The sequence below is a fragment of the Pseudomonas sp. IT-347P genome (assembly GCF_949768005.1).
GTDB lineage: Bacteria > Pseudomonadota > Gammaproteobacteria > Pseudomonadales > Pseudomonadaceae > Aquipseudomonas.
In genome coordinates this window covers 856,715-874,367 of sequence record NZ_CATKPQ010000022.1, presented here as the reverse complement: position 1 = coordinate 874,367, position 17,653 = coordinate 856,715, and the positions used below count along the sequence as shown (strand labels likewise).

General features: G+C 59.3%; 15 protein-coding genes. 6 read left to right on the top strand and 9 right to left on the bottom strand.

The features are described 5' to 3' along the window. A partial coding sequence (locus tag ACM6IV_RS12715) for a DUF6531 domain-containing protein (RefSeq protein ID WP_414870242.1) occupies positions 1–2,043 on the bottom strand: 2,043 nt, incomplete at its 3' end. A 246-nt stretch (positions 2,044–2,289) separates the two neighbouring features. Between ACM6IV_RS12715 and ACM6IV_RS12710 the strand changes: the two genes are divergently transcribed. Further along, positions 2,290–2,985: an HAD-IA family hydrolase gene (locus ACM6IV_RS12710; protein ID WP_122842763.1), complete on the top strand. Its 696-nt coding sequence runs from the start codon at positions 2,290–2,292 to the stop codon at positions 2,983–2,985. A 72-nt stretch (positions 2,986–3,057) separates the two neighbouring features. Here the strand turns inward: ACM6IV_RS12710 and ACM6IV_RS12705 are convergent, their stop codons facing one another. Further along, entirely contained in the window at positions 3,058–3,804 is a 747-nt protein-coding gene (locus ACM6IV_RS12705) for a 3-oxoacyl-ACP reductase family protein (RefSeq protein WP_414870241.1), read from the bottom strand. 126 nt (positions 3,805–3,930) lie between these two features. Here ACM6IV_RS12705 and ACM6IV_RS12700 point away from each other — a divergent pair, with 126 nt between their 5' ends. Then, positions 3,931–4,854: a LysR family transcriptional regulator gene (locus tag ACM6IV_RS12700; RefSeq protein ID WP_414870240.1), complete on the top strand. Its 924-nt coding sequence runs from the start codon at positions 3,931–3,933 to the stop codon at positions 4,852–4,854. Positions 4,855–4,986: 132 nt separating this feature from the next. Here ACM6IV_RS12700 and ACM6IV_RS12695 read toward each other — a convergent pair whose 3' ends face one another. The 3 genes from ACM6IV_RS12695 to ACM6IV_RS12685 form a co-directional block, all read right to left on the bottom strand. After that, positions 4,987–5,715 (bottom strand): aspartate/glutamate racemase family protein, encoded by a 729-nt coding sequence (locus ACM6IV_RS12695; RefSeq protein WP_414870239.1) that lies wholly within the window; start codon positions 5,713–5,715, stop codon positions 4,987–4,989. A 55-nt stretch (positions 5,716–5,770) separates the two neighbouring features. Then, positions 5,771–7,309: an NCS1 family nucleobase:cation symporter-1 gene (locus tag ACM6IV_RS12690; protein ID WP_414870238.1), complete on the bottom strand. Its 1,539-nt coding sequence runs from the start codon at positions 7,307–7,309 to the stop codon at positions 5,771–5,773. Positions 7,310–7,887: 578 nt separating this feature from the next. Next, positions 7,888–8,622: a phosphoadenylyl-sulfate reductase gene (locus ACM6IV_RS12685; protein WP_414870237.1), complete on the bottom strand. Its 735-nt coding sequence runs from the start codon at positions 8,620–8,622 to the stop codon at positions 7,888–7,890. Positions 8,623–8,787: 165 nt separating this feature from the next. Between ACM6IV_RS12685 and thrH the strand changes: the two genes are divergently transcribed. Beyond that, positions 8,788–9,405: a bifunctional phosphoserine phosphatase/homoserine phosphotransferase ThrH gene (gene thrH, locus ACM6IV_RS12680; RefSeq protein ID WP_414870236.1), complete on the top strand. Its 618-nt coding sequence runs from the start codon at positions 8,788–8,790 to the stop codon at positions 9,403–9,405. 87 nt (positions 9,406–9,492) lie between these two features. On the opposite strand, the gene pabB is transcribed toward thrH, so the two are convergent. The 4 genes from pabB to ACM6IV_RS12660 form a co-directional block, all read right to left on the bottom strand. After that, positions 9,493–10,836, bottom strand: coding sequence for an aminodeoxychorismate synthase component I (pabB, locus tag ACM6IV_RS12675; RefSeq protein WP_414870235.1), 1,344 nt, complete (start codon positions 10,834–10,836; stop codon positions 9,493–9,495). Between the two features lie 565 nt (positions 10,837–11,401). Beyond that, a complete protein-coding gene (locus ACM6IV_RS12670) occupies positions 11,402–12,388 on the bottom strand; it encodes an alpha-L-glutamate ligase-like protein (RefSeq protein WP_116032244.1) in 987 nt (328 codons plus the stop codon). Then, complete coding sequence (locus ACM6IV_RS12665; protein WP_414870234.1) at positions 12,388–13,923, bottom strand: inactive transglutaminase family protein; 1,536 nt, start codon at positions 13,921–13,923, stop codon at positions 12,388–12,390. The genes ACM6IV_RS12670 and ACM6IV_RS12665 overlap by 1 nt, the downstream gene beginning before the upstream one ends. 5 nt (positions 13,924–13,928) lie before the next feature. Continuing rightward, the gene (locus ACM6IV_RS12660) at positions 13,929–14,465 is read right to left on the bottom strand and encodes an ATP-dependent zinc protease (RefSeq protein WP_016983749.1); all 537 of its coding nucleotides are present in this window, start codon (positions 14,463–14,465) and stop codon (positions 13,929–13,931) included. Between the two features lie 291 nt (positions 14,466–14,756). Here ACM6IV_RS12660 and ACM6IV_RS12655 point away from each other — a divergent pair, with 291 nt between their 5' ends. From ACM6IV_RS12655 to prpC, 3 genes are all read left to right on the top strand, one after another. Beyond that, on the top strand, positions 14,757–15,479 hold the full coding sequence (locus ACM6IV_RS12655; RefSeq protein ID WP_178120942.1) for a GntR family transcriptional regulator: 723 nt from the start codon (positions 14,757–14,759) through the stop codon (positions 15,477–15,479). After that, a complete protein-coding gene (gene prpB / locus ACM6IV_RS12650) occupies positions 15,476–16,369 on the top strand; it encodes a methylisocitrate lyase (protein ID WP_093431754.1) in 894 nt (297 codons plus the stop codon). Before ACM6IV_RS12655 ends, prpB begins: the two co-directional genes overlap by 4 nt. Before the next feature lie 147 nt (positions 16,370–16,516). Then, on the top strand, positions 16,517–17,644 hold the full coding sequence (prpC, locus tag ACM6IV_RS12645) for a 2-methylcitrate synthase (RefSeq protein ID WP_414870233.1): 1,128 nt from the start codon (positions 16,517–16,519) through the stop codon (positions 17,642–17,644). Positions 17,645–17,653 lie beyond the last annotated feature (9 nt).

Below are 17,653 nucleotides of genomic sequence, written 5' to 3'. Positions count from 1 at the left end.
CGCGGCTTTCCCCGACCGTTCCCACTCCCAGAAAAAACTCGCGCCGCCGGCCAGTTGCCGCTGCAGGATCACGTGGGCGTCGTCGTAGTCGTAACGCTCGCTGTCGCCGACGGCGTTGGTCGCTTCGATCAGGTGCTGATAGGCGTCGTAGCGGTAACTGACCAGCGTCTGTTCGGTGCTCCAGGCACCGTCGCGAAACACCTGGTAATCCACACCGAGCAACTGCGCCCGCTCATAGCGCAGCAGCAGCGAACGCCCGGCACCGTTGTCCAGGCGCTGCACCCGGTCAGACCGATCGTGCTGCACCGTCAGACGATTGCCATAGGCATCGCTGATCGCCGTCAGCCGTCCTGCGCGAAAGTGATAAAAGCGCGCCGTTTCTCCAGCCAGCGCGAGAATCAGTTCTTCCGGTTCATCACCCAGAAAGATCGCCGCCCGCGACAGGCTGTTGTGAATCGCCGGCCGTTCAACGCTCGGCAACGGAAAGCGGGTGCGACGGTTTTCGTGGTCGACCCAAACAACCTCATCAGCGAAAAACTCCAGCCGATGCGCCAGCGAATGGCTCCAGCCAAAGCCCAGGCCGAGATCGATTTCGACGGCGCTCGAGCGATACAACCGCGTGAACTCGAACGGCAACACGCCATCGAGCACCGCATCGCTCAGGGTCAGCAGCTCTTCGCCAGTGACCATCGACACCGGGCAGCCGTTGGTGCAGGTGCGGGGTACGCAATCGGCACTGTCACCGTTGGGGTTTTTCGCCTGAGCCGGCGAGTCGTCATGCGGCTCATGCCGCTCGATCCGGCTCGAACCGCCAGGCTTGTCCCGCACCACAGGCGCCGGATTCGGCACGGTCAACACCAGCGAATCGGCCTGACGGATGTTCAGCGGTATCGCGGGTGTCGGTTTCAACTCAACGTCACGCACATTGAGCATCAGCGGCTTCAAAACGCTGGCATGCCGCGTCAAATCCGCCGAGGACGTCAGTTCGGCCAAGCGCAACGCTGATGCCGCCAGCCATTCCCGCGCGCGCGGCGACTTGATCTTCGCCAGCACCTTGCTGCTCAAGCGCACCGGCACGCCGACGCCACCCGACAATCCCATCAGCAGAAAACTGATCAGCAGTTCGACCCGCACCTCGGCCACCACTTCGGCCAGGTGCTGCGGTGGCAGCATTTTCAACCAACTGGTAAACGCCGCCAGATGAATGAACAGCAACGGTTCGTCACTGAGGACCAGCAAGCCGTTGGCGATGGCGTCGCTGGAGGCATTCAACAGCGCCTCAAGCTCGGCCTCGCTGAGGTACTCCAGCAATTTTTCACTGTTGGCCTGCAAGTCGGCGAGGAGGGCGAATACCTGTTTGATGTCATCCCAAACGCCGTTCAGGGCTTTCTCGAATCCGCGCCAGTCGGCTTGTTGCAACTGACCGTAACGATCAAGAAATCCGGCGCTGGAAAACTCCGTCCACTGCGGCTGAAGTTCGCGCCACTCAGCGCGCAGCCAGTCTTCCAGGCCTGCAATGACCTCTTCATAAGAGTCATACAACGCACGCACATGGTCGGTGGACACATCGGGAAAGAAGGTGATGCGATAACGCTGGCCCCGATCGCAATCGGTCACCTGCAGAATGCCGCTTGGGCCAATGGTGTAACGCCGCGGCTCGCCGAACGTCAGCACGCCGTCGACATCGGCAAGCACCGGTTCGAGGGTTACCGGAGTGTTGCCGATCGGCACGAACCGCGCGGCCTCGAACATATGCACCAGCGTCAGCGCCCCCCTGGCCGAGCACATGACCACCGATGAACTGAGCGGCTGCCTCGACTTGATCGGCGCGCTGAGGCGCACATCGTTGCCGACGGTGAAGACCTGCTCGACATCCAGCGCCGTCCCGGCCCAGAACTGCTCAGCCCAGGCGTCGTAGTTGTTCAGGCACAGGCGGAACTCGCGAATCAGGTTTTCGAAGTCCGGCTCATCGGGATCCAGGGCCGCAACAACGAGCAGGCCGATGCTGTTGTTCAGAGCCAGAAGCCGATCGGGTTGAAACATGGGCAGGCACTCGCGCACGTGAAAAAAGAGGTGCGCGGACTTTGCGGGGGATCAATCAGGAAAGAAGTCGGGCGAGTAGGTGATGTCTGTAGGATGTTTCGCTGAATGTCTGCGAGTAGTTCATCGCCCAACAAACATTGGCCGTTGCTCAATGTCTGTCGCGCTCGTTATGCTGCTGAACCCTTTAATCAGATCCGAGCAGCGGTTCACTTGCCGCCTGGGATGTCTTTGTTAACGGATCCGATGATGAATGCACCGCTGAAGGCGTTCGGCCCGATCAAGGCCGTGATTTTCGATATGGACGGTTTGCTGCTGGACACCGAGGGCATTTACACCGAAGTCACTTCGCTGATTGCCCAGCGTTACGGGCGGACTTTCGACTGGAGCGTCAAGCAAAACATTATTGGGCGCGGGGCCAACGACCTGGCGAACTATGTGGTGCAGGCGCTGGATCTGCCGATCACCGCCGAAGAGTTTCTGGTGATCCGCGAACCATTGATGCGTGAACGTTTCCCCAAGGCGCAGGCAATGCCGGGCGCCGAGGAGTTGATTCGCCACCTCAAGGCGCACAATATTCCCATCGCCGTGGGCACCAGTTCGTCGCGCCAATCGTTCGGCCAGAAAACCACGCTGCACCGTGACTGGTTCGCTCTGTTCGACTTCATCGTCACGGCGGACGATCCGGAAGTCGGCGCGGCGAAACCGGCGCCGGACATCTTTCTGACGGCTGCCCGGCGTCTGGGCGTGGCACCTGAAGACTGTCTGGTGTTCGAGGATTCGCCGTTTGGCGTGACCGCAGCGAAAGCGGCGGGCATGACCGCCATCGCCATTCCCGATGCCGCCATGGCCGATGAAAAGTACGCACACGCTGACGGGATTCTGCGGACGCTGAAGGCGTTTACCCCGAGTGCCTGCGGTTTGCCGGCGCTGGAATGGGCCTGAGCACTTGAGACAAAAAACGCCGCCCCTCTGTGAAAAGAGGGGCGGCGTTTTTCGTTCAGACTATTCGGGACATCAGGCGCCGAAACCACCATCGATAGTCAGGCTGGCACCGGTGATGTAACCGGCTTCCGGGCCTGCCAGGTAGGCGACGAAACTGGCGATTTCTTCTGCTGTACCGTACCGACCGACTGCCATCAGCGGGATCAGGCTTTCGGCGAAGTCCCCGTGCGCCGGGTTCATGTCGGTGTCGACCGGGCCGGGCTGGACGTTGTTGACGGTGATGCCACGGGGGCCGAGGTCGCGGGCCAAGCCTTTGGTCAGGCCGACCAGTGCCGACTTGCTCATTGCATACACACCGCCACCGGCGAAGGGCATGCGATCAGCGTTGGTGCTGCCTATGTTGATGATGCGCGCGCCTTCGCCCATGTGTTTGGCGGCCTCTTGCGAGGCAATGAACACGCTGCGAATGTTGATTGCCACGGTCTGGTCAAAGTCTTCAAGTTTGAAGTCTTCCAGCGGTGCCACGGCCAGTACGCCAGCGTTGTTGACCAGAATATCTATGCGGCCAAAGGCTTCGACGGTGGCGCTGACGGCGTGGCGAATGGCGGCGGCATCGGCGCTGTCGGCCTTGATCGCCAAGGCTTTGCCGCCGTTGGCGATGATGCTGTTCTGCAGCTCTTCGGCTTTGGCGGTAGAGCTGACGTAAGTGAAGGCTACTGCAGCGCCTTCAGCGGCCAGGCGTTTGACGATGGCAGCGCCGATACCACGGGAACCGCCTTGAATCAGAGCGACTTTGCCGCCGAGGTGTTGAGTGGTCATGTTCGATCTCCAGAGTGTTCAAGGCGGGATGCCTTGTTGTTGGAGCCGAGTATCGGCCTCTGATCCACAACCGTGTAGACCCTGATTGCTATAGTCTGTGTAAACCAGAAGTTTATAGTGGCGGCCATGGAAACCTTCAGCAGTATCGAATGCTTTGTCCGTAGTGCTGAAGTAGGCAGCTTTGCCGAAGCTGCGCGGCGCTTGAGTCTGACGCCGGCAGCGGTTGGTAAAAGTGTCGCCAAGCTGGAAGCGCGGCTCGGTGTGCGGCTGTTTCAGCGCAGCACCCGCAGCCTGACGCTGACCGAGGCGGGTCAACTGTTTTTGAGTGAGGTCAGCGCCAGTCTGACCACGATCCAGAACGCCGTGGCCAATCTGGCCAGCGCTGAAGGGCAGCCGACCGGCACCTTGAAAGTCAGCATGGGCACGGTGTTCGGGCGCCTTTATATAGTGCCGTTGCTCGGCGAGTTCCTGCGGCGCTTCCCGGCGATCAATCCGGACTGGCATTTCGATAACCGTCAGGTCGACCTGATCGGGCAGGGTTTTGACGCAGCGATTGGCGGTGGATTCGAATTGCCGCAAGGCGTGGTCGCCCGCCGGCTAACTCCGGCGCATCGCGTTTTGGTCGCTTCGCAGGATTATCTGCAGGCCAATCCGCCAATCACTCATCCAGACGATCTCAAGCTGCACGACGGAATTCTGATTCGTTCGCCGCAAACCGGCCGTGTGCGTTCCTGGCAACTGACGCACCGCGATCAGCAGCACAGTCCGTTAACGCTCAGAGCGAGGATGACCATGAGCGATTCCGAAGCGGCGTGCGCGACGGCGGCGCAAGGGCTGGGGATTGCCCTGGTGAGCATGCCGTTTGCGGTGGGGTATCTGCAGGCGGGGACGTTGCAGCGAGTGTTGCCGGACTGGTTCGTTGATGACGGCAACATTTCCATCTATTACGCCGAGCATAAATTGCTGCCGGGCAAGACCCGGGCGTTTGTCGATTATGTGATTGAGCAGTTTGCGCAGCAGGGCTTGGCGCGGCGGTTCAGTGCGATTTGAACATGGCTTTAGACCGAGTCGCTGCCATCGCGGGCAAGCCCGCTCCCACAGGTTTTTGTGTGGTCCACAAAATCTGTGGGCACCTCAGAACCTGTGGGAGCGTGGCTTGCCCGCGATGAACGATAACGCGGTCTAGCGGGCAAATCGCCCCGGCCAGCCAATGATGTTCTTCGGCCTCGGTGTTGCATAAGTCCGCACCTTCGACGTCGACAAGCGCAAGCGCACCAGCGATTCCGCGATCTTCACCGCCGCCGTAACCCCATCTACCACGGGCACGCCGGTGCGCCGACGAATCTGCTCATCCAGCCCGGCCATGCCGCCACACCCCAGGCAAATCACCTCGGCTTTATCCTGCGTCACCGCCAGTTCAGCCTGTTGCACGATGGCTTCCAAGGCACGTTGCGGCTGGTGTTCCAGCTCCAGAACGGCCAGACCACTGGCCCGCACCGAAGCACAGCGATCCCACAGACCTGACAATTTCAATCGATCCTCAATGAGCGGTACGGTGCGATCCAGCGTGGTTACCACCGAATAAGCGTGGCCGAGAAACATCGCCGTACTCGCTGCTGCATCGGTGATATCCACCACCGGCACGTTGAGCAGTTCCTGCAGGCCTTCGCGACCATGTTCGCCGTAGCCGGCCTGAATCACTGCATCGAACGGTTGGTCGTAGGCCATCACTCGATCCATCACCGCGATGGCTGCCAGATAGCTTTCGAAATTGCCTTCGATCGAATCGGCGCCGAAGTACGGCGTCAAACCGACGATTTCGGTGCCGGGCGCGGCAACTGCCTGCGCCGAGCGCGCAATGGCCTCGGTGATGGATTCGGTGGTGTTGACGTTGACCACGAGAATACGCATGGGGAAATCCTTATAGCGGGCAGTTCTGCGGCCCGCAGTCCGGGCCGCGAGGGAGTTAATGGCAGACGTTGTCGACAGCGATCGATTCGCCGCTGATGTCGGCGTAGTGCGCCTGGCGTTTGGCAATGATCAGGTAAAGCATTCCGGCGATGCCGGCGCCGATCAGCCAGGAGAACGGCGAGACGCTGTGGAAACCCGGCACCAGCGCCAGGACAATGGCGATCAGTGCCGCAGGAATGAACGCCGCCACCGCACGGAAATTCACCCCATGGCTGTAGTAATAAGTGCCGTCGGGATCTTCGCTGTAGAGTTGCGGGACGTTGATCCGGCCTTTGCGGATCAGCCAGTAGTCGACCATGATCACGCCGTACAACGGGCCGAGCAGGGCGCCCAGACCGGACAGGAAATACACAATCACCAGTGGGCTGTTGTAGAGATTCCACGGCAGGATCAGCACGGCGATGGTTGCGCTGATCAGACCGGCGCGGCGGAAGGTCAGGTACTTCGGCGCCAGATTGCTCAGCACGAACGCCGGGGCGACGAAGTTGGCCATGATGTTCACCGCGACGGTGACGATCAGAAACGCCAGGCAACCGAGCACGAGGAAGAAGGTGTTGGGAATCGACGCGATGATTTCGGTCGGGCTCTCAATGATCCGGCCGTTAATCTGAAATTGCGCACCGCACAGCAGCACGGTAATCGCGGCGAACACCAGAATATTCACCGGCAAACCCCAGAAGTTTCCGACCTTGATGGTCTTGCGGCACGGCGAAGAGCGGGCGAAGTCGCAGAAGTTAAGGATCAACGTGCCGTAGATCGCCAGCCACAATGCACCGCCGGCGAAGATGTTGCGCCACATCTCGCCACCGGTCAGCGGTTCACGGATTGACCAGGCGATGGTCGCGTTGGCCTGGAAGTACATCCACGCAGCAAGGGCGGCAACGGTCAGCAGAATCACCGGTCCGGCAAACGCTTCGTAACGGCGCACCATTTCCATGCCGTAAGCGAGGATTGCCAGTTGCACGAACCAGATCGCCACGAAGCACACCCAGCCCAAGGTCGACAGGCCAAGAATCGAGTTGTGATCGTATTCAGCGAAGCCGGGATGCACCGCCGTCAGCAATACGCGGAAGACCACCGAGGCCAGGTACGTCTGAATACCGAACCAGGCGATGGCGATAACCGCGCGGATCAGTGCCGGAATTTGCGCACCGTGAATGCCGAAACTGATCCGGCTGATCACCGGAAATGGCACTCCGGTTTTCTGCCCCATGTAACCGGACAGGTTCATGAAGAAATACACCAGCGCTGCGCCGATCCCCAGCGACAGCAGAATCTGCCAGCCACCCAGACCCAACGCGTAGAGGCCGATGGCGAACGAATAGTTGGCGATGTTGTGCACATCGTTGGTCCAGAGGGCGAAGATGCTGTATTTGCCCCAGCGCCGACCTTCGGCCTTGGTTGGCGCCAGGTCGCTGTTGTGCAGGCGGGGGCTCAGTTGTAACGGCTCGGTAAGCCCGTCATCGGGTAACGGCTGGTCGAGGGCAGAGGCGGGCAGATTCAGCGCGATGTTGTTGGAGAGACTTGTACGCATTCCGGCAGGCTCCTGATGTTCAGGGCCGCGATGACTGTGCATGAGCCATTGGACTCGACAAATCTTCGTCGCGGCGGTGAAACCATCACTGGTTACGGGGCATCTGCAGCCTGTACGGGATAGGGCGCTTCAGGCTTGCGGATCGAAAGTGGTTTTATGTTTTGCAGTTTTGTATACAAAACATGTATGCACTAAAGCCAGATCTGTGCCAGTTGCGAATCTATAGGCAGCTTTACTCATTTCGAAAAGTTATCGATGAACGCTAAGTGTTTGAAAATAGTTGGCTAAAAATTGACCGATTGAACAGGTATTTATTTTCAGCCAAGGGTTTTTCTGGCGGGCGAGGAGAAAGGGTCTTCCGGCGGGATGTAACTTTTCAGGGCGTGGAAACAAAAAAGTGCACACATAAATGGCACCGATGGTGACATTCGTGTGTACACATTTTAAGAGTCGCTAGAACCCCTGTAGGAGTGAGCCTGCTCGCGATAGCGGTGTACCAGCCAAAAAAATCATCGACTCATAACTCCGCTATCGCGAGCAGGCTCACTCCTACAAGGGGAAATCAGCGTGGCAGGGAATTACGCCTTGCTGATGATATTCCCGGCATGCAGCCCGCATTCTTTCTGCGTGGCTTCTTCCCACCACCAACGGCCTTCGCGCTCATGCTGGTTCGGCAGGACAGGGCGGGTGCACGGCTCGCAGCCAATGCTGATGAAGCCGCGCTCATGCAGGCTGTTGTACGGCAACTCGAGCATGCGGATGTAGCCCCAGATCTCTTCGCTGGTCATCTGTGCCAGCGGGTTGAACTTGTACAGGGTGCGCTCAGGCGTGGAGAACGCGGTGTCGATTTCCATCACCGCCACGGCGCTACGGGTGCCCGGGCTCTGGTCGCGGCGCTGGCCGGTGGCCCAGGCTTTGACGTCGGACAGCTTGCGGCGCAGCGGCTCGATCTTGCGGATGCCGCAGCATTCGCCGTGACCGTCCTTGTAGAAGCTGAACAGGCCTTTTTCCTTCACGAATGGTTCCAGTTTCGTGTAGTCCGGCGAGACAATTTCGATGTCGATCTTGTAATGCTCGCGCACCTGCTCGATGAAGCGATAGGTCTCCGGATGCAGACGACCGGTGTCGAGGCTGAACACCTTGACGTTCTTGTTGAGCTTCCAGGCCATGTCCACCAGCACCACATCCTCGGCGCCACTGAACGATATCCACAAGTCATCGCCGAACTCGGCAAACGCGAGTTTAAGGATGTCTTGCGCGGATTTGTTGGCATAGGTCGTGGCGAGTTCCACGACGTCGAACGTTGCACTCATCAGGGCGGCTTCCTACAGGTCGGTGGCGCTGGGCGCTCTATATGGGGCTGATGGTAACAAAAAGCTGCGAGCCTCGGGGGCGTGCTGTGCGTTGCGCGTGTGGAGGTGAGTCGCTAGAGTTCGGCCTCGCTCGACTCAAATAATCAATACAAACGGGAGTGTCTTGTGGAAATTGCTTGCCTGGATCTTGAAGGGGTGTTGGTGCCGGAAATCTGGATCGCCTTCGCCGAAAAAACCGGAATCGAATCCCTCAAGGCCACCACCCGGGACATTCCCGATTACGACGTGCTGATGAAGCAGCGTCTGCGCATCCTCGATGAACACGGCTTGAAGCTGTCGGACATTCAGGAAGTCATCGCCACGTTGAAGCCGCTGGACGGCGCGGTAGAGTTCGTCAACTGGCTGCGCGAGCGCTTCCAGGTGGTGATTCTGTCGGACACGTTCTATGAGTTCTCGCAGCCGCTGATGCGTCAGTTGGGCTTTCCGACCTTGCTTTGCCATCGCTTGATTACCGATGAAAGCGGGCGGGTGACCAGTTATCAGCTGCGTCAGAAAGATCCCAAGCGCCAGTCGGTGCTGGCGTTCAAGAGTCTGTATTACCGGGTGATTGCGGCGGGGGATTCGTATAACGACACGAGCATGCTGGGTGAGGCGGATGCGGGGATTCTGTTCCATGCGCCGGAGAATGTGATTCGCGAGTTCCCGCAGTTTCCAGCGGTGCATACCTTCGCCGAGTTGAAGCAGGAGTTCCTCAAAGCTTCCAACCGCGACTTGAGTTTGTAGTCGTCTGGAAGGGCGCCATCGCGAGCAGGCTCACTCCTACAGGAGAACTCATTCTAAATGTAGGAGTGAGCCTGCTCGCGATAGCTTTTAGAGGTTTTGCAGGGTTTCGAGGAGGATTCTGACTTTGGTAATCGACTCCTGATACTCAGCCTGCCAGTCCGAATCCGCGACAATCCCGCCACCGCCCCAGCAGCACACTTGCCCATCCTTGACCAGCAGACTGCGAATCGCGATGGAGCTATCCATCTCACCACGCACGTCCAGATACAACAGCGACCCGCAATACAACCCACGCCGCGTCGGCTCCAGCTCATCGATGATCTGCATCGCACGAATCTTCGGTGCACCGGTGATCGAGCCGCCGGGGAAGCTGCCGGCAATCAGATCCAGTGCATCGCGGTCGTTCGCCAGTTCACCCGTGACGGCGCTGACCAAGTGATGCACATTCGGATAGCTTTCCAGACTGAACAGCTCCGGCACCCGCACCGAACCGATGCGGCAGGTGCGCCCGAGGTCGTTGCGCAGCAGGTCGACGATCATCAGGTTTTCCGCCCGATCCTTCGGGCTGGCCAGCAGTTCGGCGGCGTTGGCCGCGTCTTCGGCCGGGGTCCGGCCACGGGGACGGGTGCCTTTGATCGGGCGGGTTTCCACCTGACGTTCGCTGACTTTGACGAAGCGCTCTGGCGACAGGCTCAACACGGCTCCGCCATCGGGCAGGCTCTGGAAACCGGAGAACGGCGTCGGGCAGGCTTCGCGCAATGCACAATAAGCCAGCCACGGATCGCCCTGACACGACGCGCGGAAGCGCTGGGCGAAGTTGACCTGATAGCAGTCGCCGGCCTGAATGTAACGCTGGATGCGTTCGAAGGCCTGACGGTAATCGTCGGCCGAGAGGTCGGCGCTCATCGGCTGGTTCAGTTTGAACGGCACCATCGATTCAACAAGCGGCTGGCTGAACAGCGCGATCAGCCGCTGTTTCTCGCTGTCGATTACGGACGGATGAAACACCAGTTGGCTGGTGGCTGTCTGGTGATCGCTGATCAGCGCCCAGTCGTACAAACCAAAGCGGGCATCTGGCAATTGCAGATCGTCCAGCGCCTGGCTCGGCAGGTTTTCCAGATGTCGACCGAAGTCGTAGCTCAGGTAACCAATCAATCCGCTGGCGAAGGGCAGCTCACAACCCATTGGCAAATCTGCCTCGCCCAAGCGACTGAGATTGTCGCGCAGACGTTGCAGGAAGTGACTGCCGCTTTCGTCCGGCAACACCGCCAGTTGTTCCAGCGGCCAGGCGCTGAGCAGGTCGTAACGGCCACGGTCGGCACTTGGGCGGCCGCTGTCGAGCAGCACGGCACCGGGGGCATTGCGGATGGCCGCGAAGTAGTCGGCGGGATTGGCGCGATAGGGCAGCGGGTGTACGGAGCAGGTCAACATGGGCGGGCAGATCGGCCGTTGAGGCGGGGTGGGGATTGTAGTCCTCTCCGATGCCAGATCAAAGTCAAAAGCCTACCCCCTCACCCCAGCCCTCTCCCCCAAGGGGGCGAGGGGGAAAGGGAGCAGATCTTCATGCTTTTCAAAGCCCGAGTTTGACTCGAAATTTCTGGAAGGGAGCAGATCTTCATGCTTTTCAAAGCCCGAGTTTGACTCGAAATTTCTGGAAGGGAGCAGATCTTCATGCTTTTCAAAGCCCGAGTTTGACTCGAAATTTCGGGAAGGGAGCAGATCTTCATGCTTTTCAAAGCCCGAGTTTGACTCGAAATTTCGGAAAGGGAGCAGATCTTCATGCTTTTCAAAGCCTGAGTTTGACTCGAAATTTCGGAAAGGGAGCAGATCTTCATGCTTTTCAAAGCCTGAGTTTGACTCGAAATTTCGGAAAGGGAGCCGATCTTCATGCTTTCAAGGCCTGAGTTCGAATCAAGACTTTCAGGTCGGCGTACCTCCAACATCCACCTCGGTCAGTCCCCTCTCCCTCTGGGAGAGGGTTAGGGTGAGGGTTTATTCAGCCTTCCACAGCAGGAATATGCCCAAACATCTCCTGAGTAAACGCCACGCGCTCTTCAACCGATTCCGTCACCCCACGCGCCTTCAGCTCTTCCAGTCGCGCTTCCACCGCATGCGTACGCAAGGTCAGCCCACAGTCGTTGGCGATCTGGATATTCAGCCCCGGTCGCGCATTCAATTCCAGAATCAGCGGACCTTTCTCCTGATCCAGCACCATGTCCACACCGATATAGCCCAACCCGCACAACTCATAGCAGCCAGCGGCGAGCTTCATGAAACCGTCCCAGTAGGGCAGTTGCACGCCGTCCACCGCGTTGGTGGTGTCGGGGTGTTTGGTGATGATGTTGTTCAGCCAGGTGCCGCGCAGGGTCAGGCCGGTGGCCAGATCGACACCGACACCGATGGCGCCCTGGTGCAGGTTGGCCTTGCCGCCGGACTGTCGGGTCGGCAAACGCAACATGGCCATCACCGGGTAGCCCATCAACACGATGATGCGGATGTCCGGCACGCCTTCGTAACTGATGCTCTTGAAGATCTGATCCGGAGTCACGCGGTATTCGATCAAGGCGCGGTCGCGATGGCCGCCCAGCGAATACAAACCGGTGAGGATGCTCGAGATGTGATGCTCCAGCTCTTCATGAGCGAGGATCTTGCCCGACACCGTGCGATAGCGGCCCTCGAAGCGGTCGGCAATCACGATGATGCCGTCGCCGCCAGCGCCTTGGGCCGGTTTGATCACGAAGTCGCTGCGCCCGCCGATGATCTCGTCGAGCTTGTCGATTTCCTTCTCGGTGGAGATCACGCCATACAGTTCCGGCACGTGAATGCCGGCCTCGATGGCGCGCTCCTTAGTGATGATCTTGTCATCGACGATCGGGTACAGGCTGCGCTTGTTGTACTTGAGCACGTAGTCGGCGTTACGCCGATTGATGCCCATGATGCCCCGCGCCTCCAGAGCCTTCCAGGTCTTCCAGAAACCGAACATCAGGCGTCAGCCTTCTTCAGGAAAGCCTTGAAACGCACCAGTTCGGTCAGGCGGTAGCCGCGATAACGACCCATCGCCAGCATGAAACCGACCAGAATCAGCAGAATCGCCGGGAAGGTGAACACAAAGTACACCAGCTCAGGCACGGTCATGATCAGGTGCGCCAAAGATGCCGCGAACAGCGTACCAATGGCGACTTTCATCGCATGGCTGGCACCGCGCTCTTCCCAAGTGATCGACAGGCGTTCGATGGTCATGGTCAGAATCACCATCGGGAACAGCGCAACAGACAAGCCGCGCTCCAGACCGAGCTTATGACTGAACAGACTGATCGCCGCGATCAACACCACGACAAAGGTCAGCACCACCGAGAGTCGCGGCAGCATTTGCAGCTTGAGGTGTTCCAGGTACGACCGTAGCGACAGACCCAGCGCCGTGATCACGGTAAACAGCAGAATGCCGAAGCCCAATTGCGTTTCGCGGAAGGCGAGGGCGATCAGCACCGGGGTGAACGTGCCGAGTGTCTGCAGGCCGATCAGGTTGCGCAGGATCAGGATCACCAGCACGCCGATCGGGATCATCACCATGATCATGAACGTCTGCTGAGTCTGCAGCGGCAAGCCGTACAGCGAGTATTCGAGGAAATTGGCGTCGGTGTTTTCGTCAGTCAGCTTGGCCAGACGAATCGCGTTCATCTCGCTGTTGTTCAGGCTGAAAGTCACGTTGGCTTTCTTGCCGCCGTCGACGGTGATCAGGTTTTCATCGCCGGTCCACCACAGCAGGCGGTCGGTCGGCAGGCCTTGTTCACCGGTTTCCGGGTTGAAGTACAGCCAGTCGTTGCCGTTGAAGCTGCGCAGCCACAGTTCAGGCATTTGCGGCTGATCGGCGACGAGGCGGATGGTGTGGACTTTTTCCACCGGCACATGGGCGATGGACAGCAGCAGTTCGACGATTTTGGCTTTGTGCGGCGTCGACGGATCGCCGGCCAGCAGCAGTTTCACATTGTCGTCGTTGAGATTGTTGACGCGTTTGATCGCCTCGCCAATAAAGGTTTCGACGTCGGCGGAGTGCTGGCGGATCGGCGCGAGCAGGGCTTCGGCGGCGATTTTCTCCGGGCCTTCGATGGCCATGCTGTCGCGGAAGGTCGGGCCTTTGATCTTGGATTTTTCTGCGGTGTAACGCTTGGTCAGCACCAGACGGTAATACAGCGTCTGGTTGCCCTTGGCCCGGCGCGCCGACCAGGTGACCTTGCGGTTGCCGTCGACGCGGTTCACGGCGACGCCGTAGTTATTGGAAATAAAACTCTCGTTGAGGCTGACGTAGTCGCGACTCAACGGTGGCACGAACATCTGGATCTTCACCGGATCCTTGGTGCTGGCGACGAACTCGACCTTGGCGTCGATGTTCCACAAATCGTCGGTCGCATCTTCGGTCACCGGAATGCCGAGCACGAAAATCTGATAGGCCGTAACCGAAACGCCCAGGAGCACCAGAATGGTGATCAGGATTTTCAGGTGGAAGGTTAGAGAACGCATGGAAATTACTCGGCGGTATGAGCGGCGATGGTGCAGGCGGGTTTGCCGGCAGCGTATTTAAGACTGGGGTCGACCAGCGCGTCGAAGCGTTTAAGCGCCTCGGAGCCGATCAAAAGCGGGTATTGGAACGCACTTCGGTCGGTCAGGTTCACTTCGATGCTGCGCATTGCTGATCCCATGCAGATATCCAGCTCGATCACCGGACGGGCGGTGTACTTCTTGCCTTCTTCCGGGTCGTAGTCGCCGGCGCGGCGCTTGATCTTGCTGACCCGCGCCAGTGGCCGTTCGATCGGGTGCGAATGCGCGGCGTCGATGGCCAGGTAGAAACGTACCCAGGACTCACCGTTGCGTTTAAAGCGTTTGATGTCGCGGGCGCTCAGCGAGGCGGTTTTCGCCCCGGTGTCGAGTTTGGCCGCGACTTCCAGATTGATGCCGTCAAGCGAAGCGTATTCGTTGAGGCCGTACACGGTTTTTTCCCCCGCGGCGGCAAGGCCGGGCAGGCAAAACAGGGCAAAGAATGTGGGAAAAGGCTTGAGTCTCATAAATCCTGGTGCGCAGCGTTCCGTTTTCGGTTCAGGCCCTTGGCAAAACTTGCGCAAGGCCCTTCGTGTGCCTGGCAGCTTTTTATGACAAGCCGTACAAATGGCCAGCAAATGCGGGCGGCATTCTAGCACGGTGGTTTTATGGCGCCAGCGCCCGCACCGGTCTATAACCCTTGGGGATGTCAGAAGCTGTTATTAGACGATTGTCGACAATGTCTATTTATCCTTTGACTGATGCAGGCGAATTGGCTAGTTTTTGCCGCATTGGATTTAAAGGTGTCGACAATCATGCTGGATCAACTCGATCCCCCGGTCATCAGTGGCGACGATTCCGAGACGCTTTCGGAAAATGTCTTCCGACGCATTCAGGCGGCCATCGTCAAAGGCGAGATCGCCCCGGGCAGCAAAATCTCCGAACCGGAGCTGGCGCGCACCTACGGCATCAGCCGGGGGCCTTTGCGTGAGGCCATCCACCGTCTGGAAGGCCAGCGTCTGCTGGTGCGTGTACCGCACGTCGGTGCGCGGGTGGTGTCGCTCAGCCATGCCGAATTGCTCGAACTCTACGAAATCCGCGAATCCCTCGAAGGCATGGCCTGCCGTCTGGCAGCCGAACGCATGAGCGTCGAAGAAATCGACGAGCTGCGCCGGGTGCTGGAAACCCACGAGCGCGACGCAGCGTTTCAGGCTGGCGTCGGCTATTACCAGCAGGAAGGCGATTTCGATTTTCATTACCGGATCATTCAGGGCAGCGGCAACCGCACGCTGACGCAGATGCTCTGCGGCGAGTTGTATCAACTGGTGCGCATGTACCGCATCCAGTTTTCCACCACACCGAACCGCCCGCGCCAGGCCTTCGCCGAACACCACCGGATTCTCGATGCCATCGCCGACCGTGACGGCGAACTCGCGGAATTGTTGATGCGCCGGCACATCGGCGCCTCGAAACGCAACATCGCCCGTCATTACCAAGACGGCGCCCCCAATAAGACAGCCACTGAAAGAGGTGAGTCATGAGTTCCAACCTGAACACTCCAGGCCAGCGTTTCCGCGATGCGGTCGCCAGCGAGCATCCATTGCAGGTGGTCGGCGCAATCAACGCCAACCACGCGCTGCTGGCCAAGCGTGCCGGTTTCAAGGCGATCTACCTGTCCGGTGGCGGGGTGGCCGCAGGTTCGCTCGGCGTGCCGGATCTGGGCATCACCGGCCTGGATGACGTGTTGACCGACGTGCGCCGCATTACCGACGTTTGCGATCTGCCGCTGCTGGTCGACGTCGACACCGGTTTTGGTTCGTCGGCGTTCAACGTCGCGCGCACCGTCAAATCGATGATCAAGTTCGGCGCGGCGGCGATTCACATCGAGGATCAGGTCGGCGCCAAGCGCTGCGGCCACCGTCCGAACAAAGAAATCGTCAGTCAGCAGGAAATGGTCGATCGCATCAAAGCCGCCGTCGATGCCCGCACCGATGACAGCTTCGTGATCATGGCGCGTACCGATGCGCTGGCGGTGGAAGGTCTGGAATCGGCACTCGATCGCGCAGCGGCGTGCATTGAGGCTGGCGCTGACATGATCTTCCCGGAAGCGATCACTGAGCTGGAAATGTACAAGCTGTTCGCCAACCGTGTGAAAGCGCCGATTCTGGCCAACATCACCGAGTTCGGCGCGACGCCGCTCTACACCACCGAGCAACTGGCCGGCGCCGACGTGTCGCTGGTGCTGTATCCGCTGTCGGCGTTCCGTGCGATGAACAAGGCTGCGGAAAACGTCTACACCGCGATCCGCCGCGACGGCACGCAGCAGAATGTCATCGACACCATGCAGACTCGCATGGAGCTTTACGATCGCATCGACTACCACACCTTCGAGCAGAAGCTCGATGCGTTGTTTGCACAAAAGAAAGGCTGAATAAAACCCTGTGGGAGCGAGCCTGCTCGCGAAGGACGCCAACGATAACGCGGTGTCCCTGATGCACCGAGGTGTGCCAGCCACCTTCGCGAGCAAGCCCGCTCCCACACGTTTCCCCATACAAATTCAAAAAGATTGGAGAACACAATGGCCGAAGCAAAAGTACTCAGTGGCGCCGGGCTCCGTGGCCAGGTCGCCGGGCAGACCGCACTGTCCACCGTGGGCCAGGCCGGTGCCGGGCTGACCTATCGCGGCTACGACGTGCGTGAACTCGCAGCCGATGCGCAATTTGAGGAAGTCGCGTACCTGCTGCTCTACGGCGAGTTGCCGACGAAAGCGCAACTCGCCGAATACCAAGGCAAACTGAGCAAGCTGCGTGACCTGCCGCCAGCGCTGAAAGAAGTGCTCGAACGCATCCCCGCCGACGCCCATCCGATGGACGTGATGCGCACCGGTTGCTCGTTCCTCGGCAACATCGAACCGGAGAAAGACTTCTCCGAACAGCGCGACAAGACTGACCGCTTGCTCGCCGCGTTCCCGGCGATCATGTGCTACTGGTATCGCTTCAGCCATGACGGCAAACGCATCAACTGCGTGAGCGACGAGCCGACCATCGGCGGCCACTTCCTGCACCTGTTGCACGACAAGAAGCCGAGCGAACTGCACGTCAAAGTGATGAACGTCTCGCTCATCCTTTACGCCGAACACGAATTCAACGCGTCGACCTTCACCGCGCGCGTTTGCGCCTCAACGTTGTCCGATTTGTATTCCTGCGTCACCGCGGCCATCGGTTCGCTGCGCGGCCCGCTGCACGGCGGCGCCAACGAAGCGGCAATGGAAATGATCGAGCGCTTCGCGTCGCCGGAAGAGGCGATCAAAGGCACCCTCGGCATGCTCGAGCGCAAGGACAAGATCATGGGCTTCGGCCACGCGATCTATAAGGACAGCGATCCGCGCAATGAGGTGATCAAGGGCTGGTCGAAAAAGCTTGCGGACGAGGTCGGTGACAAGGTGTTGTTCGCGGTTTCCGAAGCCATCGACAAGACCATGTGGGAGCAGAAAAAACTGTTCCCCAACGCTGACTTCTACCATGCCTCGGCGTACCACTTCATGGGTATTCCGACCAAGCTGTTCACGCCGATCTTCGTCTGCTCGCGCCTGACCGGCTGGGCCGCGCATGTGTTCGAACAGCGCGCCAACAACCGCATCATCCGTCCAAGCGCCGAGTACGTCGGCGTTGAACAGCGCAAGTTCGTGCCAATCGAACATCGCTGAAATGGTGAG